At 65.1% G+C, this 25,249-nt stretch carries 23 protein-coding genes and 2 tRNA genes; 13 read left to right on the top strand and 12 right to left on the bottom strand.

Annotated features, from left to right (window positions below; genetic code table 11):
• Positions 1 to 19 precede the first annotated feature (19 nt).
• The 3 genes from BJA_RS28405 (at position 20) to BJA_RS28415 (ending at position 2,076) form a co-directional block, all read left to right on the top strand.
• Positions 20 to 427, top strand: coding sequence for a carboxymuconolactone decarboxylase family protein (locus BJA_RS28405; RefSeq protein WP_011088362.1), 408 nt, complete (start codon positions 20 to 22; stop codon positions 425 to 427).
• Positions 428 to 533: 106 nt separating this feature from the next.
• The gene (locus BJA_RS28410) at positions 534 to 1,292 is read left to right on the top strand and encodes a proteasome-type protease (protein WP_011088363.1); all 759 of its coding nucleotides are present in this window, start codon (positions 534 to 536) and stop codon (positions 1,290 to 1,292) included.
• A 25-nt stretch (positions 1,293 to 1,317) separates the two neighbouring features.
• Complete coding sequence (locus tag BJA_RS28415; protein WP_011088364.1) at positions 1,318 to 2,076, top strand: SDR family oxidoreductase; 759 nt, start codon at positions 1,318 to 1,320, stop codon at positions 2,074 to 2,076.
• 5 nt (positions 2,077 to 2,081) lie between these two features.
• Here BJA_RS28415 and BJA_RS28420 read toward each other — a convergent pair whose 3' ends face one another.
• Positions 2,082 to 2,816 (bottom strand): hypothetical protein, encoded by a 735-nt coding sequence (locus BJA_RS28420; protein ID WP_038967765.1) that lies wholly within the window; start codon positions 2,814 to 2,816, stop codon positions 2,082 to 2,084.
• 382 nt (positions 2,817 to 3,198) lie between these two features.
• Positions 3,199 to 4,437: an MFS transporter gene (locus tag BJA_RS28425; RefSeq protein ID WP_038967768.1), complete on the bottom strand. Its 1,239-nt coding sequence runs from the start codon at positions 4,435 to 4,437 to the stop codon at positions 3,199 to 3,201.
• 161 nt (positions 4,438 to 4,598) lie between these two features.
• Here BJA_RS28425 and BJA_RS28430 point away from each other — a divergent pair, with 161 nt between their 5' ends.
• Positions 4,599 to 5,849 carry a NupC/NupG family nucleoside CNT transporter gene (locus BJA_RS28430; RefSeq protein WP_011088367.1) on the top strand — a complete coding sequence of 417 codons (1,251 nt, stop codon included), beginning with the start codon at positions 4,599 to 4,601 and terminating at the stop codon, positions 5,847 to 5,849.
• 150 nt (positions 5,850 to 5,999) lie between these two features.
• Here BJA_RS28430 and BJA_RS28435 read toward each other — a convergent pair whose 3' ends face one another.
• Complete coding sequence (locus tag BJA_RS28435) at positions 6,000 to 6,527, bottom strand: cupin domain-containing protein (RefSeq protein WP_011088368.1); 528 nt, start codon at positions 6,525 to 6,527, stop codon at positions 6,000 to 6,002.
• A gap of 217 nt (positions 6,528 to 6,744) precedes the next feature.
• Here BJA_RS28435 and BJA_RS28440 point away from each other — a divergent pair, with 217 nt between their 5' ends.
• Entirely contained in the window at positions 6,745 to 8,871 is a 2,127-nt protein-coding gene (locus BJA_RS28440) for a tetratricopeptide repeat protein (RefSeq protein WP_011088369.1), read from the top strand.
• Positions 8,872 to 8,879: 8 nt separating this feature from the next.
• On the opposite strand, the gene BJA_RS28445 is transcribed toward BJA_RS28440, so the two are convergent.
• Positions 8,880 to 9,167, bottom strand: coding sequence for an usg protein (locus BJA_RS28445; protein ID WP_011088370.1), 288 nt, complete (start codon positions 9,165 to 9,167; stop codon positions 8,880 to 8,882).
• A 378-nt stretch (positions 9,168 to 9,545) separates the two neighbouring features.
• Between BJA_RS28445 and BJA_RS28450 the strand changes: the two genes are divergently transcribed.
• Positions 9,546 to 9,860 (top strand): co-chaperone GroES, encoded by a 315-nt coding sequence (locus BJA_RS28450; RefSeq protein ID WP_011088371.1) that lies wholly within the window; start codon positions 9,546 to 9,548, stop codon positions 9,858 to 9,860.
• Positions 9,861 to 9,902: 42 nt separating this feature from the next.
• Positions 9,903 to 11,543, top strand: coding sequence for a chaperonin GroEL (gene groL, locus BJA_RS28455; protein WP_011088372.1), 1,641 nt, complete (start codon positions 9,903 to 9,905; stop codon positions 11,541 to 11,543).
• Positions 11,544 to 11,722: 179 nt separating this feature from the next.
• Here groL and BJA_RS28460 read toward each other — a convergent pair whose 3' ends face one another.
• The 6 genes from BJA_RS28460 to BJA_RS28485 form a co-directional block, all read right to left on the bottom strand.
• Entirely contained in the window at positions 11,723 to 12,010 is a 288-nt protein-coding gene (locus BJA_RS28460; RefSeq protein WP_011088373.1) for a GIY-YIG nuclease family protein, read from the bottom strand.
• Positions 12,011 to 12,074: 64 nt separating this feature from the next.
• The gene (gene lepB / locus BJA_RS28465; RefSeq protein ID WP_011088374.1) at positions 12,075 to 12,821 is read right to left on the bottom strand and encodes a signal peptidase I; all 747 of its coding nucleotides are present in this window, start codon (positions 12,819 to 12,821) and stop codon (positions 12,075 to 12,077) included.
• 163 nt (positions 12,822 to 12,984) lie between these two features.
• Positions 12,985 to 14,136 carry a slipin family protein gene (locus BJA_RS28470; protein ID WP_038967581.1) on the bottom strand — a complete coding sequence of 384 codons (1,152 nt, stop codon included), beginning with the start codon at positions 14,134 to 14,136 and terminating at the stop codon, positions 12,985 to 12,987.
• 335 nt (positions 14,137 to 14,471) lie between these two features.
• A tRNA-Asn gene (locus BJA_RS28475) sits at positions 14,472 to 14,537 on the bottom strand.
• Positions 14,538 to 14,541: 4 nt separating this feature from the next.
• Positions 14,542 to 14,611, bottom strand: a tRNA-Phe gene (locus tag BJA_RS28480).
• A 193-nt stretch (positions 14,612 to 14,804) separates the two neighbouring features.
• The gene (locus BJA_RS28485; protein ID WP_011088376.1) at positions 14,805 to 15,638 is read right to left on the bottom strand and encodes a LysR family transcriptional regulator; all 834 of its coding nucleotides are present in this window, start codon (positions 15,636 to 15,638) and stop codon (positions 14,805 to 14,807) included.
• 128 nt (positions 15,639 to 15,766) lie between these two features.
• On the opposite strand from BJA_RS28485, the gene BJA_RS28490 reads away from it, so the two are divergent.
• From BJA_RS28490 to BJA_RS28505, 4 genes are all read left to right on the top strand, one after another.
• Positions 15,767 to 16,360, top strand: a complete 594-nt coding sequence (locus tag BJA_RS28490; RefSeq protein ID WP_028175439.1) for a cysteine hydrolase family protein — start codon at positions 15,767 to 15,769, stop codon at positions 16,358 to 16,360.
• Between the two features lie 12 nt (positions 16,361 to 16,372).
• Positions 16,373 to 17,011, top strand: a complete 639-nt coding sequence (locus BJA_RS28495) for a glutathione binding-like protein (RefSeq protein ID WP_011088378.1) — start codon at positions 16,373 to 16,375, stop codon at positions 17,009 to 17,011.
• A 110-nt stretch (positions 17,012 to 17,121) separates the two neighbouring features.
• Positions 17,122 to 18,471, top strand: coding sequence for a caspase family protein (locus tag BJA_RS28500; protein WP_011088379.1), 1,350 nt, complete (start codon positions 17,122 to 17,124; stop codon positions 18,469 to 18,471).
• 82 nt (positions 18,472 to 18,553) lie between these two features.
• Positions 18,554 to 19,378, top strand: coding sequence for an SDR family NAD(P)-dependent oxidoreductase (locus tag BJA_RS28505; protein WP_011088380.1), 825 nt, complete (start codon positions 18,554 to 18,556; stop codon positions 19,376 to 19,378).
• Positions 19,379 to 19,456: 78 nt separating this feature from the next.
• On the opposite strand, the gene BJA_RS28510 is transcribed toward BJA_RS28505, so the two are convergent.
• Positions 19,457 to 20,557 carry a DUF2778 domain-containing protein gene (locus BJA_RS28510; protein WP_038967584.1) on the bottom strand — a complete coding sequence of 367 codons (1,101 nt, stop codon included), beginning with the start codon at positions 20,555 to 20,557 and terminating at the stop codon, positions 19,457 to 19,459.
• Between the two features lie 668 nt (positions 20,558 to 21,225).
• Between BJA_RS28510 and BJA_RS28515 the strand changes: the two genes are divergently transcribed.
• Complete coding sequence (locus BJA_RS28515; protein WP_028175444.1) at positions 21,226 to 21,747, top strand: FecR domain-containing protein; 522 nt, start codon at positions 21,226 to 21,228, stop codon at positions 21,745 to 21,747.
• Between the two features lie 56 nt (positions 21,748 to 21,803).
• On the top strand, positions 21,804 to 23,690 hold the full coding sequence (locus BJA_RS28520) for a CHASE2 domain-containing protein (protein ID WP_011088383.1): 1,887 nt from the start codon (positions 21,804 to 21,806) through the stop codon (positions 23,688 to 23,690).
• A gap of 44 nt (positions 23,691 to 23,734) precedes the next feature.
• On the opposite strand, the gene BJA_RS28525 is transcribed toward BJA_RS28520, so the two are convergent.
• Positions 23,735 to 25,237: a glycosyltransferase family 39 protein gene (locus BJA_RS28525; RefSeq protein ID WP_011088384.1), complete on the bottom strand. Its 1,503-nt coding sequence runs from the start codon at positions 25,235 to 25,237 to the stop codon at positions 23,735 to 23,737.
• Positions 25,238 to 25,249: the final 12 nt, after the last annotated feature.

Genomic DNA, 25,249 nt, shown 5'->3' on the forward strand with positions numbered 1-25,249 from the left:
AGACCCTGCGAGGACCCCCATGGCGACCGTAAAGCTGCTTTCGGACCATGAGCTCTCCAGCGAGGCGCGCGCCGTTTTCGACGACATCCGCAAGGTGCGGCAGTCGGATTTCGTCAACAATTTTTGGCGCGCGCTGGCGCATGATCCGAAGACGCTGCGGCGGACCTGGGAGAGCATCAAGGAGGTGATGGCGCCGGGGGCGCTCGATCCCAAGGTCAAGGAAATGCTCTATGCCGCGGTTTCGGTGGCGCATGGCTGCAGCTATTGCATCCATTCGCACACCGCCGGCGCACGAGCCAAAGGCATGACCGAGGCCGAATATGGCGAGCTGCTCGCCATCGTCGGCATGGCTGCGGAGACGAACCGGCTGGTCACGGCGCTCGGCGTTCCCGTCGACGAGGCGTTTCTCGTCGGCGCCGCCGACTGAGGTCAGCCGTCGCGCCCGGGAATGACGACCTCATCCCGGGAATTGGGGTTGGAGCGGCCCCCGAAATTGGCTAGTAATTCCGCGCAAACGCGTTCGGGGACTGGAAATGACCTATTGTTGCGGAATCCTGGTTCGGGACGGTTTGGTGATGATCGCCGATACCCGCACCAATGCCGGTCTCGACAACGTCTCGACCTTCCGCAAGCTGCACATCTTCTCCAAGCCCGGCGACCGCATCATGGCGATCGCCAGCGCCGGCAACCTCGCCATCAGCCAGTCGGTGCTGTCCACGCTGACCGAAGGCCTCGAGGACCCCAATACGGGCGAGATCGAGACGCTGATGAACGCGCCGACCATGTTCCAGGCCGCCCAGCGCATCGGCCGGGCGATCCGGGCGGTGCATGCGACCGAAGGGCCCGCGCTGAAATCCGAGGACGTCTCGTTCGACGTCTCCTTCCTGTTCGGCGGCCAGATCAAGGGCGCGCGTATGCGCCTGTTCATGGTCTACACCGCCGGCAACTTCATCGAGTGCACCACCGACACGCCCTACTTGCAGATCGGCGAGCACAAATACGGCAAGCCGGTGCTCGACCGTGCCATGCATTACGACGTCGAGCTCTACGAGGCGCTGAAGACCGGCCTGATCTCGATGGACTCGACCATGCGCTCCAACCTCGGCGTCGGCCTGCCGATCGACGTGCTGGTGGTGCGCGCCGACGCCTGCGATGCCGATCTCAACCACCGCATCGAGGCGGGCGAGCCCTATTTCCACGATCTGCGCTCGCGCTGGTCGGCAGCCTTGCGCGCCGCGCACCAGAACATTCCGCGCCCGCCCTACAAGAACGAAAAAGAACCCAAAACCTGACAGCTTAGAGAAAAGGCAGGAAACGATGAGTGAAGCAAAAAAGATCGCAGTGGTGACGGGCGCCGGCACCGGTGTCGGCCGCGCGGCCGCGCTGGCGCTGATGAACACCGGCTTCACCGTGGTGCTCGTGGGGCGCCGCATGGAGATGCTCGAGGAAACGGCGAAGCTCGGTCCCGCAGGAAAGAGCCTCTGCGTCACCGCCGACATGACCAAGCCGGACCAGATCGCCGCGCTGTTTGACAAGGTGAAGGCGACCTATGGCCGCCTCGACGTGCTGTTCAACAATGCCGGCATGGGCGCGCCGGCGGTGAACTTCGAGGATCTCAGCCTCGAGCAGTGGCAGGCGGTGGTGAACACCAACCTCACCGGCCCGTTCCTGTGCACCCAGCACGCCTTCCGCATCATGAAGGACCAGACCCCGCGCGGCGGCCGCATCATCAACAACGGCTCGATCTCGGCGCATGCGCCGCGGCCGTTCTCGGCGGCCTACACCTCGACCAAGCACGCCATCACGGGCCTCACCAAGGCGAGCAATCTCGACGGGCGCATGTACGACATCGCGGTCGGCCAGGTCGACATCGGCAATGCGGCAACCCCGATGACCGACCGCATGGTCAACGGCCCCGGCGTGCTCCAGCCCGACGGCACCACCAAGCACGAGCCGCGCATGGACGCCAAAGCGGTCGGCGATGCTGTCGCCTACATGGCCGGCCTGCCGCTGGACGCCAACGTGCTGACCATGACGGTCATGGCGACCAAGATGCCGTTCGTTGGACGGGGCTAAGACCGTTACTGGTTCTTGCCCAGGGCTTCTGACACCAAATGAAGCCCGCGATCCTTGGCCGCGATCAACCGTCGTTGAAATGCGGCCAAGGTCGCTTCTTTGCTGTCGGGCGCAAGTTCGCTGGCCAGGGCAGCGAAGTGGCTATCGGCCTCGTCGAACCGGCCGAGACGCCGCAGCATCTCGCCGGTCAGAAGCCGATCGTCGAGGCGCGCTTCTGCGCTCCTGGTTGTGTCGGCAACGTCCACTGCCAGCCGCGCCAGCAGTTCAGTCGCATAGCGAGTGTAGCGTTCGCCGGTCGTGCCTTCCGCCATCAGGCGCCGGACGAGATCCTGAGCATCCTTGGCGGACAGGCCAGGTCTGTTCACCCGGCTCCGTTCGCCAAGCTCGGTTCGTCCCGCCTCCCACGTCGCCTGCAGCAGCAGACTGGATACTTCCGCGTGAGATGAGCCGGTGTGCTCCATGATCCAGGATGCGCGGTAATAAGGCGTCTCACTCCGGATGCCCTGAAACTCCGGTGACAGAATCAAAGGCCGAAGCCTCTCCAGCTCGTCGTCCTCGTACTTCGCCTTGACGAAGACAAATCCGTTGGTCGGGCAACTCGCGAGCGGCCAGGGGCTTTCAATCGCACCGACCGGCATCCAATCGAGCTGCTTGCCAAAGGACGTGCCGGAGTTCTGCGCGCTGTAGGTGAATTTGACGCCGTCGTAGGGACAGGTCATTTCGACGATGCTTCTGGTCATTGCATGAGCAGCGAAAGCGCCGCCGGCCAGAACGAGCCACGCCAGAACTAGCAGCCTTGATCGCCTGCCCATCTCCCCCTCTATCCTACGTGGAGACCGATCCCTCGGACTACCATGCCGTCCGGAATACGCCGTTCGTGTGGCGCCGCTGAAACGGGCCTCGCTCCTGCCTGACTCAAAAAGTGAAAAACAACCCCATGCACAGTAGGCGTCAAGGGGCGCCAGCAGGCGGTCAGCCGTGGGGGTGACGTGAACTAAAGCCCCGCGCTGCCTCCACAATCGTCATTGCGAGCGCAGCGAAGCAATCCAGACTGCCTCCGCGGTGAGATTCTGGATTGCTTCGTCGCAAGGGCTCCTCGCAATGACGTGGAGAGAGCGGAGTCTACTCCAGGCTCTCCACCCGCCGCAGGGTCGGAAACAGCTTCATCCAGAGCAGCGCCACCGCGACCGTGCAGACGCCGCCGAACACTGCCGCCGGCATAGCGCCGAGCAGCGCGGCTGCCACTCCGCTCTCGAACTGGCCGAGCTGGTTGGAGGCGTTGATGAAGAGGAAATTCACCGCGCCGACGCGGCCGCGCATCTCGTCGGGCGTTGAGAGCTGCACCAGCGAGAAGCGGATCACGACGCTGATCGTGTCGGCGGCGCCGAGGATCGCGAGCGACAGCACCGACAGCCACATCCATGACGACAGCGCGAACACGATGGTCGCGATGCCGAACACGATCACGGCCTGGAACATGCGCAGGCCCACATGCCGCGAGATGGCGTGGCGCGCCAGCACCATGATCATCAGCAGTGCGCCAACTGCCGGCGCGGCGCGCAACACGCCGAGCCCGATCGGGCCGGTCTGGAGGATATCGCGGGCATAGATCGGCAACAGCGCGGTGACGCCGCCGAACAGCACCGCGAACAGGTCGAGCGAGATGGTGCCGAGGATCGCCGGATTGCTCCGGATGAAGCGAACACCGGCGAAGATGTTGTCGGCGTCCGTGCCCTCCTTGGCGACCGCCTGCGGGCGCGGCCGGATGAAACCGGTCAGGATCATCCCGAGAATCCAGAACAGCAGCATCACGGCATAGGCAAGATGCGGCGCGACCGCGTAGGCAAAGCCGCCGAGCGCGGGACCCGTGATGGTCGCGACCTGCCCTGCGCCGCTCGCGACGGCCGTTGCCCGCTGGAGCGAGCCCTGCGGCGCGATCAGCGGCAGCAGCGCCGCGGTGGTCGGGCTTTCGAAGGCCCCGGCAATGCCGAGCACGAAGGTCGCGATGAAGATCTGCACTTCGCTGACTGCGCCCAGATAGGTGATGATTGCGAGATAGAGCGCGGTCGCGGCCTCCACGAGCTGGCAGAGCTGGACCACGCGCTTGCGCTCGAAGCGGTCGGCGGCGTGGCCGGCGACGAACACGAGCAGCGCGGTGGGCAGGAACTGCACGAGGCCGACCATGCCGAGGTCGAAGGCCGAGCCGGTGAGGTCGTAGATCTGCCAGCCGATCGCGACCGCCGCGATCTGGCTGGAAAAGCGCGACAGGCTGCGCGAGAGCAGGAAGAACAGGAAGGCGCGGTGGGAGAGGAGCACGCCGGCACTGACCGGCGGATTTTCGGATATTGGCTGCTCTGGCATCGCCTTTTGGGTCACCCTCGGACCGCTCGCCCCCTTGACGTCGACATGCCCCCGCGTGACTGAGGCGGGCCGGCTTGTCAACAGCCGGGCGTTTCCCGCACGTCCCGGCATTGCCTTTGCAACGCACGCGCGGCCATAATCACAGAGGGTTTGGGGACATCATGCTGCGGCTGCAATCGGCACTCGGCATTTTCGCATTGCTGCTGATCGCGTGGGCATTGGCAGAGAATCGCCGCGCGGTCTCGCTGCGCCAGGCGGCGATCGGCCTTGTCATGACCTTCGTCACCGCGGCGGTGCTGCTGAAGCTGCCGGCCGTCGCCCATGCCTTCGGCGCCATCAACGACGCGGTCGGCGCGATCTCGGCGGCCTCGCGCGCCGGCTCCTCCTTCGTGTTCGGCTATGTCGGCGGCGGTCCCCTGCCCTTCGACCTGAAGGTACCGGGCGCCGATTTCATCCTGGCGTTCCAGGCGCTGCCGATCGTGCTGGTGATGAGCGTGCTGACGACGCTGCTGTTCTATTGGCGGGTTCTGCCGCCGATCGTACGCGGCACGGCCTGGCTGCTCGAACGCACGCTCGGCGTCGGCGGCGCGGTGGGCTTGTCGACCGCGGCCAACATCTTCCTCGGCATGGTCGAGGCGCCGCTGTTCGTGCGGCCGTATCTGGCGCAGATGACACGCAGCGAGTTGTTCCTGGTGATGACCGGCGGCATGGCCGGCATCGCCGGCACGGTGCTGGTGCTCTACGCCACGCTCCTTGCTCCGCTCATCCCCGACGCCGCCGCGCATTTCGTCATCGCCTCGGTGCTGGGCGCGCCGGCTGCGATCCTTGTCAGCCTGATCATGGTGCCGGAGACGTCGGACAAGCGCACCGGCGGCGCGCTGGAGGATCCCGAGATGGCGGTCTCCGGCACGATGGATGCGATCGTGAAGGGCACCGGCGCGGGGATTGAGCTGCTGATCAACATCATCGCGATGCTGCTGGTGCTGGTGGCGCTGGTCTACCTCGTCAACGCCATCCTCGGCCTGCTGCCGCACATCGGCGGCGCGGCGATCTCGTTGCAGCGCATGCTGGGGCTTGTGATGGCGCCGGTGTGCTGGCTGATGGGATTGCCCTGGGATCAGGCGGTGACGGCCGGCAGCCTGATGGGCACGAAAACCGTGCTCAACGAACTGATCGCCTATGTCGACCTGTCGAAGCTCGCGCCGGAGGCACTGGACGCACGCTCGCGCCTGATCATGCTCTACGCGATGTGCGGCTTCGCCAACTTCGCCAGCCTCGGCATCATGATCGGCGGCTTGGGGGTGATGGCGCCGGAGCGCCGCGAGGAGATCAACGCGCTCGGGCTGAAGTCGATCGTGTCGGGGACGCTGACGACGTGCTTGATGGGAGCGGTGGTGGGGGTGTTGGCGTAAGTCTCTCCACCGTCATTCCGGGGCGCGACGAAGTCGCGAGCCCGGAATCCATTTTACCGCGCGTGATGAGGTACGATGGATTCCGGGTTCGCGCCAAGAGGCGCGCCCCGGAATGACGAGAGAAGGGTGCAGCGTCTCCGACGGAGCGCCCTACGCCTTCAGCTCCACCGTCTTGAACTCCGCCGGCAAAATCACCTCCAGCAGTTCCACGTCGTCCGAGTAATCCAGGATCATGTGCTTGATCTTCGGCGGCTGGGTCCAGGCGCTGCCCTCCTTCATCAGCGTCTCGCCCTCGCCTTCCATGTAGGTCTTCACCCAACCCTTGAGCACGTAGACCATCTGGAATTCGACGTCGTGGAAGTGAAGCTTTGAGACTTCGGCGGGATTGCAGGGGCCCTGCAGCCGGATCACGTGTGCTTGCGCGAGGCCGTGGCTTGCTTCGGCGATACCGAGGTCACGGTACTTCGCGTAGGCGCGCAGGCCGTCGGCCTTGAAGTCTTCCTCGCGGTGATGGCTGATCGCGATGCGCTGCTTCGGACGTACGGGCTTCTTCGGAGAGGCTGTGCGCGCCTTCGCCTTGACCGCCTTGCGTGCCGAGGATCGCGCCGCGGCCTTGGTGCCGCTCCGCTTCTTCACCGCGGTCTTGCTTGCGGGTCTTGATGCCTTTTGCTTGGCCATTGTCTGCCTCCCTGATCTGAGCCGCGCCCGCCGGATGGGTGCAACCGGACGGCAGATTAGCCAGTCCTGGACGAGGCAGCAATTGCAGGGCTTGGATCAGCAGCGCGATAACGGGATCGTTCGTAGCTTGCCCGAAGCTGTCGTCGCGAACGGCCGTCGTCTCGTATTCGTTCCCTCGCCGATTTAATCTCGCCGGGAGATTCTGGGGGATTGATTCATGAGCAACAGCGTAGGTCAGCGTGCATTTCAAAATGCCCGGCTTCAGAAGCGGCAGAAAGCCGATGTGCTGCCGTTGCTCGGGCAGGCCCTCCAGTTGCACAAGCAAGGGCTTCTCGCCCAGGCCCAGGCTGCCTACCGCCAGGTTCTGCAGCTGGCGCCCGACCAATTCATCGCGCTGCATATGCTCGGCAGCTTGGAGTCAGATACCAAAAACTATCAGCAGGCCGAAATTCTGCTGAGCCGGGCGGTTGCCGTGGATCCGCGATCTGCCGATGCTCACATGAGCCGAGGCGTCGCGCTGAACGGGCTACGACGTCACGGTGAGGCCTGTGAGAGCTATCGAAGGGCCCTCGCCTTGCGCCCCAACTTCGCTGTAGCCCTGTCCAATCTCGGTAACGCGAGCGTGACGCTCGATCTTCAGGAAGCGCTCGCGTGCTTCGACAAGGCGCTCGCAATCGACGGAAACCTTGCCGAAGCCCACAACGGCCGGGGTTGGGTGCTCTGCCGTCTGCGCAATTATGACGAGGCCATCGCCAGCTTGAACCGTGCGCTAGCGATCAAGCCCGCCTATGCCTCGGCGCTGGCGAACCGCGCCCTCGCTTTGCAGGAGCTTCTGCGGATTGACGAAGCCATGGCGGATTGCAATCAGGCAATTGCCGTGGAGCCCAACGATATGAACGGGTGGCTCGGGCGCGCCAGTGTCTGGCTCCAGGTCCAGCACATGGCCGAAGCACTGCACGATAGCGAGAAAGCGATCGCTGTCGATCCCGATGCTGTTCAAGCTCACCTGGTACGGGGCATTTGTCTTGCCGCACTTGGGCGGGTCGACGAAGCCCTGGCCAGTTACGACAGAGCCCTTGAAATCGAGCCTGACTTCCCGAGCGCGATCTCCAACAAGATATTCACGCTCGATTTCGCGGCGGATGCCAGCGTCGAGCAGCATCAGCGAGCGCGGCAAGTCTGGTGGGAGCGGATCGGCGCGAAGTTCGCCTCAGAAGCGGCGAGACCGCACGACAACAGCCGCGATCCGGATCGCCCTCTGGTGCTCGGCTATGTCTCGTCGGACTTCAACGCGCATTCGGCCGCATTCATATTCAAGCCGGTCCTGCAATACCGTGACCGGGCACAATTCGAGATCGTGTGCTACTCTTGTTCGTCGAAAGTGGATGCGGCGACCGACGAATTTCAAAAGATCGCCGATCGCTGGCGCGACGCCTCGCAATGGAGCGACGATCGCCTCGCCGCCGAGATCCGCGCCGATGGCGTCGATATCCTGATCGATCTATCCGGCCATACCAAAGGAAACCGCCTCGGCGTGTTTGCGCGCAAGCCGGCGCCGATCCAGGCCCATGGCTGGGGTCACGGCACCGGCACCGGGCTGCCGACGATCGATTATCTGTTCTCCGACCCGGTCGCGATTCCTGCCGCGGTCCGGCATCTGTTTGCGGAAACCGTTGTCGACCTGCCGTGCTTTGTGACGCTGGAGCCGCTGCCGATCGAGCTTGCGCGGGCCTCAACGCCGGCGATCTCGAACGGCTTCGTCACATTCGGTGTCTTCAACCGCATCAGCAAGATTTCGGACCAGGCCGCGCAGGCCTGGTCCCGGATTCTCGAGCGGGTGCCGGGGTCACGACTGCTGATCAAGGATGTTGCGCTGGACGATCAACTGGTCCGCGACAATCTGCTGGCACGGCTTGCAACTTGCGGAGTGCCGGCCGAACGCGTCGATCTGCTCGGAACCACCTTGCGAGTCGATCATCTGGCATCGTTCAATCGCGTCGATATTGCCCTCGATCCGTTCCCGCAGAATGGCGGCGTCAGCACGTTGGAAGCCTTGCAGATGGGCGTGCCCGTGGTGGCGAAGCTCGGGAACAGTCTGCCCAGCCGTGCCGCCGGCTCCATCCTCACCGCGCTTGGCCTGCCGGACTGGGTTACGGACAGCGAGGAGGCATATGTCGACATCGCGGTGAGCCGCGCGACTGAGATCGACGACCTCGACAAATTGCGGCGCGAGCTGCCCGGACAGGTCAGGGCTGCGCCGGCCTGCAACCCGGTCGCCTACGCGCAAGCGGCGGACGAGGCCTATCGCGCGATGTGGAAGCGCTATTGCAGCAGCGACGCCTGATCGCTGCGTCAATGCAGCCTGAACACGCCGTCCACCGCACGTAGCTCGGCCGGCTTGATCAGCTTGGAATGCGCGACGGTGACCGAATAGAGGGGACCGTCGAGCTTTTGCTGCCAGAACGCCAGGAAATCGGTCAGCGCCGGGAATTTCGGGAAGAGATCGTAGTTCTGCCAGACATAGGTCTGAAGCAGCGAAGGATGATCCGGCATCCGATAGAGAATTTCAGCCGTCGTCAGCCCGTAACCCAGCACCTGTTTCCGGAAGTCGTCGGAAACAACCCCAACCCGCGAGACCATGCCAACCTCCTTTGCAGGAGCGCATTCAGGGGTGGCTTGATCCGGTACGCTGCTTACGAGCCACCCGGTGGAGATGCGCTCACATGAGAGAAATGTGACGCAAACTGATAATCCATCTCAAGCCCAAAAGTTTAACAAGCTGTTGAAATTCAATGCGTTAGCAGCAGAGACGGCTCCGTGCTAATACGGTCCGGCGGACGGTTAACGATGGGAAAGAGATTCTGGCAGCCGGGCCTTCCGAGTGCTTATTTTTCTGCTAGAAGCCCTTGCCCCCGCAAAATTCCTGTCCTATTTCAGCCTCACCCGTGCTAGCACTCGCGGGCACAGACTGCTAACAATCTGAAATCATCAACCCGAGCAATTGCTTAGGAGGACTGCATGAAATTCCGTCCGCTTCACGACCGCGTCGTGGTCAAGCGCATCGACGCAGAAGAGAAGACCGCTGGCGGCATCATCATTCCCGACACTGCCAAGGAAAAGCCCTCCCAGGGCGAAGTCGTCGCCGTCGGCCCCGGTGGCCGCGACGAAGCCGGCAAGCTGATCCCGATCGACCTGAAGGTCGGCGATCGCGTGCTGTTCGGCAAGTGGTCCGGCACCGAGGTCAAGATCGACAGCGTCGATCTCTTGATCATGAAGGAAAGCGACATCATGGGCGTCCTCGACGTCCCCGCTTCCAAGAAGAAGGCGGCCTAAGAGCCCCCTCTCGCCCCCAGCCAACCTCAAGGAAAAATCCAGATGGCAGCTAAAGAAGTCAAATTCTCGGTTGATGCGCGCGACAAGATGCTGCGCGGCGTCGACATCCTCGCCAACGCGGTGAAGGTCACGCTCGGTCCGAAGGGCCGCAACGTCGTGCTCGACAAGTCGTTCGGCGCTCCCCGTATCACCAAGGACGGCGTCACCGTCGCCAAGGAGATCGAGCTCGAGGACAAGTTCGAGAACATGGGCGCGCAGATGGTGCGCGAAGTCGCCTCCAAGTCCGCTGATGCGGCCGGCGACGGCACCACCACCGCGACCGTGCTGGCCCAGGCGATCGTGCGCGAAGGCGCCAAGTCGGTTGCCGCCGGCATGAACCCGATGGACCTCAAGCGCGGTATCGACCTCGCGGTCGAAGCCGTCGTTGCGGACCTCGTCAAAAACTCCAAGAAGGTCACCTCGAACGACGAGATCGCCCAGGTCGGCACCATCTCGGCCAACGGCGACGCGGAGATCGGCAAGTTCCTGGCCGACGCCATGAAGAAGGTCGGCAACGAGGGTGTCATCACCGTCGAGGAAGCCAAGTCGCTCGAGACCGAGCTCGACGTCGTCGAGGGCATGCAGTTCGACCGCGGCTACATCTCGCCCTACTTCGTCACCAACGCCGACAAGATGCGCGTTGAGATGGACGACGCCTACATCCTCATCAACGAGAAGAAGCTCTCCTCGCTGAACGAGCTGCTGCCGCTGCTCGAGGCCGTGGTGCAGACCGGCAAGCCGCTGGTCATCGTCGCCGAGGACGTCGAGGGTGAAGCCCTCGCGACCCTGGTCGTGAACCGTCTGCGCGGTGGTCTGAAGGTCGCGGCCGTCAAGGCTCCGGGCTTCGGCGATCGCCGCAAGGCCATGCTGCAGGACATCGCGATCCTGACCGGCGGCCAGGCGATCTCGGAAGATCTCGGCATCAAGCTCGAGAACGTCACGCTCAACATGCTCGGTCGCGCCAAGAAGGTGATGATCGACAAGGAGAACACCACGATCGTCAACGGCGCCGGCAAGAAGGCCGACATCGAGGCGCGCGTGTCCCAGATCAAGGCGCAGATCGAGGAAACCACCTCGGACTACGACCGTGAGAAGCTCCAGGAGCGTCTCGCCAAGCTCGCTGGCGGCGTCGCGGTGATCCGCGTCGGCGGCGCGACCGAGGTCGAGGTGAAGGAGCGCAAGGATCGCGTTGATGACGCGATGCACGCGACCCGCGCGGCTGTGGAAGAAGGCATCGTCCCGGGCGGCGGCGTCGCCCTGCTCCGTGCTTCCGAGCAGCTCAAGGGCCTGCGCACCAAGAACGACGACCAGAAGACCGGCGTCGAGATCGTGCGCAAGGCGCTGTCGGCTCCCGCTCGCCAGATCGCGATCAACGCCGGTGAAGACGGCTCGGTGATCGTCGGCAAGATCCTGGAGAACAAGACGTACGCCTACGGCTTCGACTCCCAGACCGGCGAGTACGTCAACCTGGTCACCAAGGGCATCATCGACCCGACCAAGGTGGTCCGCACCGCGATCCAGAACGCAGCCTCGGTTGCGGCGCTGCTGATCACCACGGAAGCCATGGTCGCCGAGCTGCCCAAGAAGGGCGGCGCCGGCCCCGCGATGCCTCCGGGCGGCGGCATGGGCGGCATGGACTTCTAAGCGACGAAGTCGTCCCGGACGCGGTGCAGCGCGAAGCGATGCACCGCAGATCCGGGATCTCGCTCTACAAATACGAAGCCCCGGCAGCGATGCCGGGGTTTTTGTTTGTGGCGCAACTCTCCCCACCTCGTCATTCCGGGGCGCGCGAAGCGCGAGCCCGGAATCCATAACCACGAACCTTAGTTGGCTATCCCGGAATAGAGATCATCCCAACTCGGGTTATGCTCCTCGATCAAGCGCGTCTTCCAATCCCGACGCCACTTCTTGAGCTCCTTCTCGCGTGCGATGGCGCTCGCGGGTTCGTCGTAGATCTCGAACAAGACGAGCTTGTCGACGCCATACTTCGTCGTGAAGCCGGGGACGGCTTTGCTCCTGTGCTCGTAGACACGGCGCACGAGATCATTGGTCACGCCAATGTAGAGCGCGCCGTGCTTCCTGCTCGCGAGGATGTAGACGTAGTAGGCCATTCCATCCGCCTGGGGTTATGGATTCCGGGATCGTCGCTTCGCGACGCCCCGGAATGACAGCACCTCACCACACCTTCCCCATCCGCTCGCCTCGCAAGCGGCCGTCGGCGTCGAGCGACCAGAATATCCGCGTCACCTTGCCGACGAGATGGTCCATCGGGACGAAGCCCATCGCCGACATCATGCGGCTGTCGGTGGAGTTGTCTCTGTTATCGCCGAGCGCGAAGAAATGGCCCGGCGGCACCGTGTAGACGCTGGTGTTGTCGAGGTAGCCATTGTCGACGCAATCGTAGGTCACATAGCTCGCGCCGTTCGGCAGCGTCTCGCGCCAGCGCTTGATCTTCGTGCCGTCGTCGGTCCCGCAGACGGCCCCGCCCGCCACGCTCGCCAGCGCGACGCGGGTCACCGGCCTGTCGTTGAGGACGAGTTGCCCACCGCGCATCTGGACCCGGTCGCCCGGCAGCGCCACCACACGCTTGACGTAGTCCACCGAGGCGTCCTTCGCCGTGCGAAACACGACGACGTCGCCGTAGCCGGGATCGGCGGCAAAGAAACGGCCCGAGATCCAGGATGGCGCATAGGGAAACGAATAGCGGTCGTAGCCGTAGGCCGATTTTGCGGCGAAGACGTAGTCGCCGACCATCAGCGTCGGCGCCATCGAATTGGAGGGGATGTTGAACGGCTGGTACAGGAAGAAGCGAAACAGGAACGGCGGCGACCACAGCACCGGAATCAACAGGACCAGGATGACGATCGCCTTCCATTCCCGCGATTGCGCCGAGGGGCGGATCGTTTGCTCAAGAGTGGTCATGGGCCTGCCCTGATCAAGACCGTGATCGTCATCGTGAGATTACGCAACCCTTGCGGGCGCGCAATCCCCTCGCAGGATTTTGGTCGCACGGGCCCGCTTGCGCGTTCACCGCGACAGAGGACAACGCAGATGTGAGGGGCCGCCCGTGGGCGGCCCCTCTGCTTCACGCGCTCTCGGGCGCCTTCAGGCGCACGAGCCGGGTCAGGAGGGCATCGAGGCCCTCGCCGTTGCCGGCATGGAGGTCGATGCGGCCGACCTTCTCGACCAGCCGCTCCAGCGACTCCAGCTCCTTGAGCCGCAGCAGCAGGGGGTTCTCCTCCATCAGGCGGGCGGTGTTCAGGAGCGAACGCGTTGCCGCGGTCTCCTCCTGCCGGCGGATCAGGTTCGCCTTCGCGACCCGCTCCGCCTCCACCACCTTGTTCACCAGCTCCCGGATCTCGCCGGGCAGGATCACGTCCTTGACGCCGAGCTCGGTCACCTCGACGCCAGACTCCGCGATGCGTGCACGCACATAGTCGCGCAGCTCCGCATCCAGCGCCGCCTTCGCAGACAGCACCTCGTCCAGCGTCCGGCCGGCGACCGCCTCGCGGATCGCGAACTGCACCAGGCGGTACAGCCACGCATCCACGTCGGGAACGGTCGCAACCGTGCGCTCGGGATCGACGATCCGGCGGAACGCCGTCAGCGTCACCCGCAGCGCGATGCGATCCTTGGTCAGCATCTCCTGCGCGGTGATCTCGACCGCCTGGGGCCGCAGGTCGAGGCGCTTCACCTCGATCTTGCGGCCGACGGTCCAGAAGGCGTGCCGGCCGGGCGCAAGCCGCTCCACGAGCCGGCCCTCGACGTAGAGCAGGCCCGCCTCGTGGTTCTCGACCACCGCTTCCATCACGACGGTCGAGCGGTTGCGCTCGATCATGGTCAGGTGCCGCGCGCTAACCTTGGGATCGGCGGACACATCGATGCGCTCGACATCGATGCGGGTCGCGACCTTCCAGTAGACACGCACCTGCCAGGGCGTCATCAGATGCACGGGCCGGCCGTCGAGGCTGACGATGGCGATCTCGTCCGCCTTGGTCTCGACCGCCTCGAACAGCTCGGCGGCGAGATCAGGCCGCGCGGCCTTCAGCACCGCGTAGCGATCCGCAGAGAATTCGCTGCGAACCACGTCGAGCACCTCGGCCTTCAGCTCGTGCAGGGGATCGAACAGCCGGTGCTTGCCGGGCGCGAGCACGCGCACGAGCTGCCCGTTGCGCGTCAGCAACGCACGCTCGCCATCCTTCACCGTCACGTTCAGCATCAGCAAGTGCCAAGTCATGGCACGCCTCCTTCGTTTGCGCCCGGCCGGATGCCGGACAACAGGTTTCGTTTGCAAAGGACGTGAGGACGCGGACGACGCTTCCCGGGAAATCGGCGGGCCTGGGCTTAAGCTTGCGTGACGGCGGGCGCACGCGCGCGATCGCTCGACGCGTGTCGAGCGGTCATGCGGAGCCACCCGGCATCGGCGCAAGCGGTATCTACCCGCGGCGCAAAGCCGGTCTCACAGTGTCTAGGTTCGGACGGAAAGCCTTTCGGCAAAACGGCCGGACTGCGACTGAAGCGCGCGTCCGGTCCTCGTCAGAGGTGTCAGTTTTTCAGGCTGACCCGGAGCGATGGAGCGGGAATCGAACCCGCGACAAGATGATTAACAGTCATCTGCTCTAACCAACTGAGCTATCCCTTGTGCAAGAGACCGGAATCGAACCGATGCCTTCGGGCGTTCAGCCCGACGCTCTCCATGAGCTACGTCCTGCGTTTCTCCTTCATTCGGCGGAACACGAAACCGGAGACCGGCCCGCGCCAGTCGGGATCTCAGAGAGCCCGAACCCATGGCCTAGCGAAGGAGCGGGCTAATAGACGAGGCAGGTTCGGGTTGCAAGGGGGAAAGCTGAGATTTTTCGTCGCGCGTCTTGCGTTGTGACGCGATCGTCACACCGCGACGTGACGTCAACTGCGCGACGTCTCCTGGAAACACGCCCTCACCCAGTCGATCGTCACGCGCGTTGCGGCGTCGCGCTTGAGGTGGTTTTGCACGAGCAGCCAGACGTCGCGCCGCTTCGGCAGCAGCGTGGCGCGCAGGCGGCGATCGCCGAGCAAGTCCGCGCAAACATGCTCCGGCAACACGCCGGCGGCCTGATGCGCGCGGATCAGGTTACGGATGACGCGAACGTTGTCGGTGACGCAGCGCGCGCGGGCTTGCTTCATTCGCAGGAATTGCATCTCGGGAATGGCACCGAGCTCGTCCGGATAGGCGCACAGCATCGGCTCGCCCTCGGTCGTAACAGGCTCGAAATAATAGAGCTTGATGTCGCCGAGCCTGGAGATCGCGAAGTCACCCTTGTCGGGTTTGCGCAGCCGGATGGCGAGATCGGCCTCCCAGCGCGAGAACTTGACGTTCTCGCTCGAGGTAAGGAATTGCAGCGTCAGGCCGGGATTGGCGCGCAGGAAGTCGCTCGCGCGCGGCGACAGCACCTCCTCGGCGACCGTGTTGGTGGAGGCGATGCGCAGGCGTCCCACCGGACCTGCCAGGCTCTCGCCGACGCGACCGATCTCGGCGGCATGTGCGGCCATCGCCTCGACATGCGCCAGCACCGCCTCGCAACTCCGCGTCGGCCTGCGGACGCCGTCGGCGGCCTCGAACAGGCGCAAACCGAGCGCACGCTCGATGCGCGACAGCCTGCGCCCGACCGTCGTCTCGTCGATGCGCAGCCGCGCGCTGGCGCCCGCGTAGGTGCCTTCGTCCCTGACGGCAGCGATGATGCGCAGATCGTCCCAGTTCATCGTTCGAGGTTATACCGGCCGGGCGCAGCCTGCAATATTGCAGCCACCCGCTGCAATATCCCTGCATATCGGCAGGCACTCCCGGGGCTATGTTCGCAGAGCCTTTTGCCCCGGAGATTTCCAAGACCATGACGACCGCAAAGACCCTGCTGCAGCTCGCCGGTGCCGATCTCAACCCGCCGCGCCTTGGCGACGCCGCGCTGGTGCTGATCGATATCCAGAACGAATATCTCGCAGGCCCTCTCGCGTTGCCCGACGCCCGCGCTGCGATCGCGCGGGCGGCTGCGCTCCTGGCGCGGGCACGCGAGAGCGGAGCCGCGATCATCCATATTGCCCATCGCGGCAAGGCCGGCAGCCTGTTCGATCGCGGCACCGAGCGCGGCGCCATCGTCGCCGAGCTGAGCCCCCGTGCCGGCGAACTGGTGATCGAGAAGGAGTTGCCGAATGCGTTTGCCGGCACCGATTTGCAGGCGCGCCTTGCCGCAACCGACAGGAAGAACATCGTACTGGCCGGCTTCATGACGCATATGTGCGTCAGCTCCACGGCGCGCGCCGCGCTCGACCTCGGCTTTCGCACGACCATCGACGCCGACGCCTGCGCCACGCGCGACCTGCCCGACGGCCGCGGCGGCACGCTGGACGCCCGGACCATCCACGAGGTTGCACTCGCCGAGCTATCCGACCGTTTCGCGATCATCGCGCGCGGCGATGCGCTGAAATAACGGAGCAACGCGATGCTGCAACTCTATTTCTCGCCGATGGCCTGCTCGCTCGCGAGCCGCATCGCGCTGATGGAAGCCGGCCTCGATGCGCACTATCATCAGGTGCATCTCTTGACGAAGAAGGTCGTGCACGACGACAGCGACTTCCACGGCGCCTCGCCGAAGGGCGCGGTGCCGGTCCTGGTCCTGGAGAACGGCGAACGGCTGACCGAGAGCGCGGCGGTGCTGCAATACATCGCCGATCTGAAGCCGGAGACGGGGCTCGCGCCGCGGTTCGCCGATCCCGATCGCTATCGCCTCCAGGAATGGCTGAGCTTCATCGGCGCCGAGATCCACAAGGCGTTCCTGTTTCCGACCTTCTGGTACAAGGACGACGGCTCGCTCGCCAAGCCGCGTGCACGCATCGCGCAGACATTGTCGGTACCTGCCGCGCACCTTGCGGGCCGCGAATTCCTCGTCGGTCACAGCTTCACCGTCGCGGATGCCCACCTCACCTGGGCCTTGCTGCTGCTGCGTCCCGCAGGGGTCGACATCGCGCAATGGCCATCCCTGTCGGCCTATCTCGAACGCATGCAGGCGCGGCCCGCCGTGAGGGAGGCGATCGCAACCGAGATGGCGCTGCGCAAGACCGTGGCGGCGAACCCGGCGTGACAGGATGTCACGGCCGGCAAAATTGACGGTTCCATAGCGAGGCCATTGATGCCGGCGCGACATGCGCTAATCTGGAGGGATATTTTTCTATATTTCCCTGGAAGGCATTCATGCGTGCTCCTTCTGGAATTTTGCCTCGATTTTTCCTGGCCCTCCTCGCCTGCTGGCTGTGCCTGGGTCCCGCATCGGCGGAGACTAGGGTGGCGCTGGTGATCGGCAACGGCGCCTATGCGTCGACGGCGCAGCTTCCCAACCCGCCGCACGATGCCGAAGACGTAGCAAGCTCGCTCAGGCGCAGCGGTTTCGAGGTGCTCCAGGGCATCGACCTGCGCCAGGCCGACATGCAGGACCTGACCATCCGCTTCGCGCGCGCGGCGAGCCGGGCCGACGTCGCCATGTTCTACTACAGCGGCCATGCGATGCAGTACAACGGCGTGAACTACCTGATGCCTGTCGACGCTGTGCTGACTGATGAAGCCGACCTCAAGCGCTTCGTGCGGGTCGACGACATCGTGAACGACCTGCAACAGGCCAAGAACCTGCGCATCCTGGTGCTCGATTCCTGCCGCGACAATCCGCTGGCGGAAAGCCTCAAGCGCTCCGCAACTCGCGCCGCCTCGCTCGGACGCGGATTGTCGAAGGTCGAAGCGCCGCGCGGCACGATCGTGTCGTTCTCGACGCAATCGGGGCAAGTCGCCGCCGATGGCACCGGTCGCAACAGCCCCTACACGACGGCGTTCCTGAAGCACATCGAGGAGCCGCAGGAGATCGGCGACGTCTTTCGCGACATCAGCAGCGACGTCTATGACGCCAGCGGCAAGACCCAGCTGCCGGAGCTGTCGCTCTCGATCATCGGCAAGTTCTACCTGAACGGGCCGGTGGCGGTCACGGTCGCGCCGGCGGCCCCGCAAGCCGCGCCGCGGCCCGATCCCTGCGCCGCCGCGGAGGCCCATTGGAAGGCTGCGGATGGCATCGGTACGCTGGGTGCCTACGAAGACCATCTCGCCCGATTTCCGAATTACATCTTCGCAACCCTCGCCAAGGCGCGAATTGAAGGCCTGAAACAGAAGACGGCGCTCGCGCCGGCGGCCGGCAACGCCCGAACCGGCGGCAGCAAGGACTTCGACGGCAACTGGGACGTGACGTTGAACTGCCAGGCGACCGGCAAGGCGCAGGGCTTCACCAGGCCTCTGTCCGCCACCGTTGCGAACGGCGTGTTCCACGCCGAGGCGCAGAGCCTGAACGGCGTCAACCGGCTGGAGATCGACGGCCAGATCCCGCCGGACGGCAAGACGACATTGAGCGCGCGCGGCACGACAGGGGCGAGCACTTACACCCTCAATAACCTGCCGCCCGGCTCGCCCTACGCCTTTACGGTCGATGCGCAGTTCGAACGCACCCGCGGCAGCGGCAAGCGCAACGAGGCGCGTGCCTGCAACCTGGTTTTCGTCAAACGCTGATCGTGCGATATCGCGCAGTGCAGGCGAAGGCGATCGGCCTCGATCCCGCAGCGGACTGACACCTCACGACAGGAAGAAGATCATGACGTCGCATGACAGGGCGAAGGTTTTGGCAGGAAAGACTGCGCTGGTGACCGGCGCGGGGCGCGGGCTCGGTCGCGCCTTTGCGGAGAAGCTTGCCGCGCTCGGCGCCGACGTCGCCATCCACGGCATGCGCGAGAACGGACCGGCGGAATATGGCGAGGGTACCACCCTCACCGCGGTTGCCGCTGAGATCGGCCGGCAATTCGGTGTCCGCACCCAGCGGGTGCTCGGCGATCTCACCAAGGGTGAGGACATCGCGCGTGTGATAGCCGAGACAGAAGACGCGCTCGGACCGATCGACATCCTGGTGCACAATGCCGGCGGCGACATCGCAGCCGCCGGCGGCAAGCCGGATCCGAACGACGCGGTGAATATCAAGGAGGCCGATGTGCGCGCGGTGCTGGAGCGCAATCTGCTCTCGACCATCCTGACCTGCCAGGCGGTCGCGCGCGGCATGATGGAGCGGCGCCGCGGCCGCATCGTCACGCTTGGCTCGGTCGCCGCCTTCAAGGGGCGCACCAACGGTGCGATCTATGCGGTGTCGAAGGCCGGCGTGACCCACTACACGCGATGCCTGGCCGACCAGCTCCGCCCCTACGACATCGCCGTCAACTGCATCGCACCGGGCGATACCCGCACCGGCCGCTTCCTCGGCACGCGCGCGGTGGACCCTGACAGGATGGTCGAGACCGGCACGCTCGACCGCATCGCGACTGTCGACGAGGTCGCGCGCGTCGTCGAATTCTTCGCCGGTCCCATGGGCGCGTTCGTCTCCGGCCAGGTCCTCAGGATCGACGGCGGCGGACAGTGCTGGCCGGGCTGAAGCGCGTCCACACCACAACGCAGGACAAAGAAAAGGGCCGCTGCAAGCGGCCCTCTTCTCATCGGGAATGAACCGGGATCAATCGACCCGCGCCAGCACCGCGAGCTTGCGGATGCCCTTGTTGCGGTAGGCGTCGAGGAACGCGTAGTAGTCCTTGAACGACACGCAGCCGTTGGAGTCGCCGTTCGGCCCGAGCATGAAGGTGTGCGCGAGCAGGCCGTCGCGGCCGTAGATCGCGCTCTCGCCGCCGATCGGTGTCAGGCGCAGCGCCGGCACGCCGTGGAACAGCGCCTCGCGCGGCTTCAGCGTGTAGATGTGCGGCGGGGTCACGCCGCGCATGCGGACGCGCGAGGAACGGGGATCGTCGAGATTGGAGCCGAGGCCGGAATGCGCCTCGAGCTTGGTGCCGTCGGGCAGATAAACCGTCTTGGCGGTGATGTCGTAGACCGCGGTGTCGCGCTCATAGGGCGCCGAACCGCCGAGCATGGGGTTCTGCTCCCTCGGCGCGATGGACGCGGTCACGCTGGCATCGGCCGAGGCATAGGCGAGCAGCCCGCCGGAGGACTCGCGCTTGCCCCAGAGCTTCTCGACCATCGACTGGCGCGGCCCGGTGATCGACATCACCGCGGCCTTGGCGCGGTCGGCGAATGATTTTGGCTTCGCCTCGGGCGCCGGCACGATCTCGGCCGGATCGGCCGAAGCCAGTTGCATCTGCGCATCCGGAGCGCGCTTGGCCTTGGCGGCATCAGCGATCTTTTCAGTGGCCTTGTCAGTGGCCTTGGCCGGGGCGGACGGCTTCAGCGCTTCGGCGACCTTCGCGATCACGCCCGGCTTCGCGGTGTCGGCGACCTTCGTCGCGGGAGCCTGAGCTACGGCACTCGCCGCATTGGATTCCACCCCTTGCGTCGCGGCCGCGGCAAAGCGCTCGTTGAACATCTCGCGCGAGATCGGCGCGGCGACCTGCAAGCGGTCCGGCAGGAGAGCGAAGGCTTCCTTGATGGCATCGCCCGCCTCGCGCAGCGCGACCTTGGGCGCGCGCTTGATCACGGGCTCGTCGTAACCGGCGCTGCCGACGGACGGGTAGACGCTGGCGGCGAAGATGTTGCTGTAGACGGTCCAGCCGGCGCCAAGCACGACGCAGCCGATCAAAGCGGCGCCAAGCACGTTTTTGGTGGTCATTTTCCGGGAAGACTTCCGATGTGGATTCTTGCCAGGATTTTTGGACTTCCGTGCCGCGTTACTCTGCGCAGCGATACTCGTACTCATTCGCCTTGCGTCCAGGACGGTGTCACTCAGTCCCCCTTCGAAGTGCCGCTGCTGGTCAGGTTCCGGGAACAGCATCTCGCAGAGGGTCGGAGCGTCATTAAGGCGACTTTTAGTTAAATGCGGATTAAGTTCGGGCAGATATGGGGCAACTCTCAATGCCGTCCCATTTCGAGAAAAAAGCCCGCAGAACTACGGACTTAGACGCTTCTGTTAACTATAATTCTCGGCTGGATCGGGCGGTCAGCGGACGTCTTTGACGGCCTCTCTAGGCGCATCCAACCAAGTCATTTTCGTGGTCTTCAATGCGGCCTGACCATAGCGGTGAAGCGTTGCGCGAGGCTGGTCGCGCTGGCCATCCCTCCGTCTTTCGGCGCATGGCGGCAACGCACACACACATCACACATCGCACTGAGCGCTCACGCAGCACGGCGCCGTGACCGAAAGTTGATCGCGCCGGTCTGGAAAAGGCCGCAGCGACGAAATAGCTGCCAGACCCGGCACTTTTCAGCAGCCTCTGCGCGTGATACGGTACCGTATCAACATCGCCTTGAACTGTGCCACGCACGCAAACGGAGGCTGGCATGAGAGGGATCGCACGTGCCGGGTTTTTCGCCCTGGCGTGGTCGTCGTTGTTGACGGGATACGTGGCCGCGCAGCCCGCCAATGCGGGCTGCACGCCGTCGCCATCCGCCGCCGGCACTCAAACCTGGCGCTGCAACAACGGCATCACCATCGTTGCGGAAAACGGCGCCAGATTTGAACTTAAGGACGCGAACCGCGACGGACATATAGACTCCGTGGAGTTGAGCAGCAAAGCGCTGCTGGTCGAGGTTCCCAAAAAGCCCGGCGGCAATCCCTTCAAGGTGCTGACACCGCAAGCGATCGCCGCGGTGCGGGGCACCAAATGGGCCGTGGACGTCGCCGATGCAAAAACCTCGGTCTTCGTCGCCGACGGCCGTGTCGGCGTCAGCCGCAGGAGCCGCGGACGCGGCGTCGTTCTGGGCCCTGGCGAAGGCGTCGATGTCGAGGCAACCGGTCCATTGACCGTCAAGACATGGGGCCAGCCGCGCGTCGACGCGCTGATGGCAAGACTGGGTCAATAAGGCCCGGACGACAAAGCGAAGAAGATTGCAGTACGTGAAGAAGATTGCAGTACGTAATGACTAGACGCGTTCAGATCCTGGTGGCACTCGTCCTCACCGCGCTGTGGGGTGCAGGCATCTATGCCGCTCACGCCAACGGCCATCTGCGCTTTCTCGACCACCTCGAAGCGACGCTGACCGACCTGCGGACGCAAATCCGCGGCGTGCAGGCTCCGCCCGATCTCGTCACCATCGTCGCGATCGACGACACCGTCGTCAAACGCGGCGGCAGCTATCCCTTGCCGCGCGCCGATCTCGCCCGGATCGTCGACACCATCGTGCAGTTCAAGCCGAAGGTCGTCGCGATCGACCTCCTGCTGGTCGACCGCAGCGCCGCGATCGGCGACGCCACGCTGGCCAACACGCTCGCCACCGGTCCCATGGTCCTCGCCGCCGCGGCGATCTTCCCGTCCGCCAGCGAGACCGTGGAGTCCAGCAGCCAGGGCCCCCTCGCCGTCCTGCCGCAAGCCGAGCGCTTCCTGCTGCCCTTGCCCGCATTTGCCGACCACGCCGAGGTCGGCGTCGTCAACGTCGCGACGGGACAATCCGGCTCGCCGCTCTCGATACCGATGCTGTTCCGGACGCACGACAAGGTCGAGCTGTCGTTCCCCTTGCGGGTCGCGACCCGCGCGCTCGACAAGCCGCTGACGATCGCGCCGGATCATCTCATGCTCGGCGATCGCGCGGTGCCGACCGACACCGACTTCGCGCTGCCGATCACCTATTACGGCCCGCGCCGCACCATCCGTACCGTCAGCGCGCAGAGCATCTTCGACGGCACGCTCAGTCGCGCCGCCATCGAGAACCGCATCGTCGTGATCGGCGCCTCGGTCGCCGGCGGCGGTGATTTCTATCCGACGCCGTTCGATTCCCTCATGCCCGGCGTCGAGGTGATCTCGACCGCAATCACCCATCTCATCGCCGGCGACGGCATCGTGCGCGACCGCAAGGTGCATATCGCCGACGCGCTTGCCGCCGTCCTGCTGCCGGTGCTGCTGGTGGGCTTGCTCGCCTGGCGGCGCAGCGCGCTCGGCATCATGGCGGCGGCGGCGGTGATGATCGCCTGGGCCGGGCTCAATCTGTTCGCGTTCACGCACGGGGTCTGGCTGAACGCCGCGACCACGCTTGCGGCCGCGGTTCCGCCCGTTGCGATCTTTGCCGGCGTGCAGCTATGGGCGGGAGGCCGCCGCACGCAGTATTTCGCCGCCAAGAGCAGGTCGCTTGCGCTCTTCCAGGCACCCGCCGTGCAGGAGTGGCTGGCGCGCGATCCGAACTTCCTGTCGAAGCCCGTCCGGCAGGACGCCGCCGTGGTCTTCATCGATCTCTCCGGCTTTACGGCGCTGAGCGAACGGACCGATCCGGACGCGCTCAGGGATCTCCTGAAGGCGTTTCACGCGTTGATCGACAAGGCGGCCGTCGATTGCGGCGGCATGGTCACCGGCTTTCTCGGCGACGGCGCCATGCTCCTGTTCGGACTGCCGCACGCCATGCCGGATGACGCGGCGCGTGCGCTGAAATGTTCGATCGACCTGCATCGCGGCGTCGAACGCTGGATCGCCTCGCTGCCCCCTGCGATCGGGGGCCAGCTCGGTTTCAAGATCGGCGCGCATTTCGGCCCGATCGTCGCCTCCCGTCTCGGCGAAAGCCACCAGCACATCACGGCGACCGGCGACACCGTCAACGTCGCAAGCCGGCTGATGGAGGTCGCCGCCCAGAACGATGCGCGGCTCGCGCTGACCGACACGCTGCTGGATGCCGCCGACTTCCACGGCACTCCCAACGGCGTCCTGACAGGCCCCCTGCTCACGCAGGTCCGCGGCCGCTCCGGCGTCGTGACCGTCTGGTTCTGGCGCGACCGGCACAGGCCCAGCCAGGCCACCGCCAAGGCCGAGATGATCGACTGAATAGCCACCGCTACCCGCCCAACACTCCGCCGGGACGACGGTGACTACCGCGCCTCCGGTGGCGGCGAACGGTCCAGCACGTCGCCCTTGGCGCCTTCGAGCAGATCGATGCCGTAGGTCTCGATCACGAGCGGCCCGCGCTTGCGCTGCAATTGCGCAACCTGCGTCATCTCCGCAAAGAGATCGTTGACGGCGGGATGGCCGCCCTCACGCAGCTCATCGACATAGAGCAGCTTGCCGGCAAGCTGCTTTGGATCGGGCTCGGGCATGTTGACCCAGCGGATGCGCTGGTTCTGCTGCACCACGCAAGTGCCGCGCGGCAGATAGAAGGCGAGCCAGCCGGTGGTGCCGTAATCCGGCGCGAGCACGCATGTCGCACCGGTGCGGGCGCGCACGGCTTCGATCTCCGCGGCGAGTTCGCGCCAACCGACGCCGACGCTGCGCACGGTCGCGTCACGGCGATAGCCGGACAAGATGCCCGTGTTGGCTTGCACGATCAGGGCCGCAAACATCACGATGCCGGCGGGTGCAGCCCAGCGCAGGCAAAAATCGACAAGGCGCCGCGCACGCGGCTTCCACTGCACGAGGTTGGCGGCGGCCGCAGCCGCAATCACGAAGGGCGGATAGACCGGCGCGAACCAGTTGGCCTCGACGCGCGCATGCAGCGAATGCCAGACGAAATAGGCGACAATGGTCCAGAACATCGTCTCGATGAGCACCCGCGAGGCCAGCGCGCCGGCGCGGCGCCAGGTCAGCGCGTGCAGCCCCATCGCACCAAGAATGAAGACCAGCGGGGTCGCGAACGCGATCTGGGTCGGGATCAGCTCGGCGATGAAGACGGGGCGGAAATCCTCGATCCTGGCGCGCCCGAGCTGCTTTGCGAACGAGACCCATTGATGATCCGCGTTCCAGAGGATCACCGGCGAGAACAGCGCAAGGGCAACGAGGCCGCCGAGATAGGGCCAGGGCGAGAGGAACCAGCGCCTGAGCTTCGGCACGGCCGCGAGCCAGATCAGGATCGCCGGCCCGAAGAACATCGCGGTGTATTTCGACAGCAGCGCCGCACCGACGGCGGCACCGACCGCGAGCCACCAGACGCCGCGGCCGGTCTCCAGCACCTTGGCGAGGAAGAACAGCACGAAGCTGGAGGCGACCAGCAGCGGCGCATCGGGCGTGACGATCAGCGTGCCGACCGCGGCCAGCAGCGTCGCGTTGAGCAGGATGGCACTGGTGGCCGCGACGCGGGCGCCCCCGAACAGGATCGCGGCCGAGCGATAGATCGCATAGCTCATCGGCAGCGCGAGCAGGATCGAGACGAGGCGGACGCCGAGCTCGGTGTCGCCGGCGATCATGGTGCCGGCGCGGATGACATAGGCGACCATCGGCGGGTGGTCGTAATAGCCTCCGGCGAGGTTCTTCGACCACATCCAGTAATAGGCTTCGTCGAAGGTGATCGGCGTGAAGGCGGCCGCGACGAGCCGCAGGGCCACCAGCGCGAGAATCACCAGCGCCGTGTTGCGGACAATCCGCGCGTCAGCCCCGCCCATACCGGTTTCCTT

Origin of the sequence: Bradyrhizobium diazoefficiens USDA 110, from assembly GCF_000011365.1 — a bacterium.
Taxonomy (GTDB): domain Bacteria; phylum Pseudomonadota; class Alphaproteobacteria; order Rhizobiales; family Xanthobacteraceae; genus Bradyrhizobium; species Bradyrhizobium diazoefficiens.

What these genes read in the sequence shown, in the direction of transcription:
- BJA_RS28405 (WP_011088362.1), top strand. Translation starts at nt 20, where the DNA reads ATGGCGACCGTAAAGCTGCTTTCGGACCATGAGCTCTCCAGCGAGGCG.
- BJA_RS28410 (WP_011088363.1), top strand. Translation starts at nt 534, where the DNA reads ATGACCTATTGTTGCGGAATCCTGGTTCGGGACGGTTTGGTGATGATC.
- BJA_RS28415 (WP_011088364.1), top strand. Translation starts at nt 1,318, where the DNA reads ATGAGTGAAGCAAAAAAGATCGCAGTGGTGACGGGCGCCGGCACCGGT.
- BJA_RS28420 (WP_038967765.1), bottom strand. Translation starts at nt 2,816, where the DNA reads ATGACCAGAAGCATCGTCGAAATGACCTGTCCCTACGACGGCGTCAAA.
- BJA_RS28425 (WP_038967768.1), bottom strand. Translation starts at nt 4,437, where the DNA reads ATGCCAGAGCAGCCAATATCCGAAAATCCGCCGGTCAGTGCCGGCGTG.
- BJA_RS28430 (WP_011088367.1), top strand. Translation starts at nt 4,599, where the DNA reads ATGCTGCGGCTGCAATCGGCACTCGGCATTTTCGCATTGCTGCTGATC.
- BJA_RS28435 (WP_011088368.1), bottom strand. Translation starts at nt 6,527, where the DNA reads ATGGCCAAGCAAAAGGCATCAAGACCCGCAAGCAAGACCGCGGTGAAG.
- BJA_RS28440 (WP_011088369.1), top strand. Translation starts at nt 6,745, where the DNA reads ATGAGCAACAGCGTAGGTCAGCGTGCATTTCAAAATGCCCGGCTTCAG.
- BJA_RS28445 (WP_011088370.1), bottom strand. Translation starts at nt 9,167, where the DNA reads ATGGTCTCGCGGGTTGGGGTTGTTTCCGACGACTTCCGGAAACAGGTG.
- BJA_RS28450 (WP_011088371.1), top strand. Translation starts at nt 9,546, where the DNA reads ATGAAATTCCGTCCGCTTCACGACCGCGTCGTGGTCAAGCGCATCGAC.
- groL (WP_011088372.1), top strand. Translation starts at nt 9,903, where the DNA reads ATGGCAGCTAAAGAAGTCAAATTCTCGGTTGATGCGCGCGACAAGATG.
- BJA_RS28460 (WP_011088373.1), bottom strand. Translation starts at nt 12,010, where the DNA reads ATGGCCTACTACGTCTACATCCTCGCGAGCAGGAAGCACGGCGCGCTC.
- lepB (WP_011088374.1), bottom strand. Translation starts at nt 12,821, where the DNA reads ATGACCACTCTTGAGCAAACGATCCGCCCCTCGGCGCAATCGCGGGAA.
- BJA_RS28470 (WP_038967581.1), bottom strand. Translation starts at nt 14,136, where the DNA reads ATGACTTGGCACTTGCTGATGCTGAACGTGACGGTGAAGGATGGCGAG.
- BJA_RS28485 (WP_011088376.1), bottom strand. Translation starts at nt 15,638, where the DNA reads ATGAACTGGGACGATCTGCGCATCATCGCTGCCGTCAGGGACGAAGGC.
- BJA_RS28490 (WP_028175439.1), top strand. Translation starts at nt 15,767, where the DNA reads ATGACGACCGCAAAGACCCTGCTGCAGCTCGCCGGTGCCGATCTCAAC.
- BJA_RS28495 (WP_011088378.1), top strand. Translation starts at nt 16,373, where the DNA reads ATGCTGCAACTCTATTTCTCGCCGATGGCCTGCTCGCTCGCGAGCCGC.
- BJA_RS28500 (WP_011088379.1), top strand. Translation starts at nt 17,122, where the DNA reads ATGCGTGCTCCTTCTGGAATTTTGCCTCGATTTTTCCTGGCCCTCCTC.
- BJA_RS28505 (WP_011088380.1), top strand. Translation starts at nt 18,554, where the DNA reads ATGACGTCGCATGACAGGGCGAAGGTTTTGGCAGGAAAGACTGCGCTG.
- BJA_RS28510 (WP_038967584.1), bottom strand. Translation starts at nt 20,557, where the DNA reads ATGACCACCAAAAACGTGCTTGGCGCCGCTTTGATCGGCTGCGTCGTG.
- BJA_RS28515 (WP_028175444.1), top strand. Translation starts at nt 21,226, where the DNA reads ATGAGAGGGATCGCACGTGCCGGGTTTTTCGCCCTGGCGTGGTCGTCG.
- BJA_RS28520 (WP_011088383.1), top strand. Translation starts at nt 21,804, where the DNA reads ATGACTAGACGCGTTCAGATCCTGGTGGCACTCGTCCTCACCGCGCTG.
- BJA_RS28525 (WP_011088384.1), bottom strand. Translation starts at nt 25,237, where the DNA reads ATGGGCGGGGCTGACGCGCGGATTGTCCGCAACACGGCGCTGGTGATT.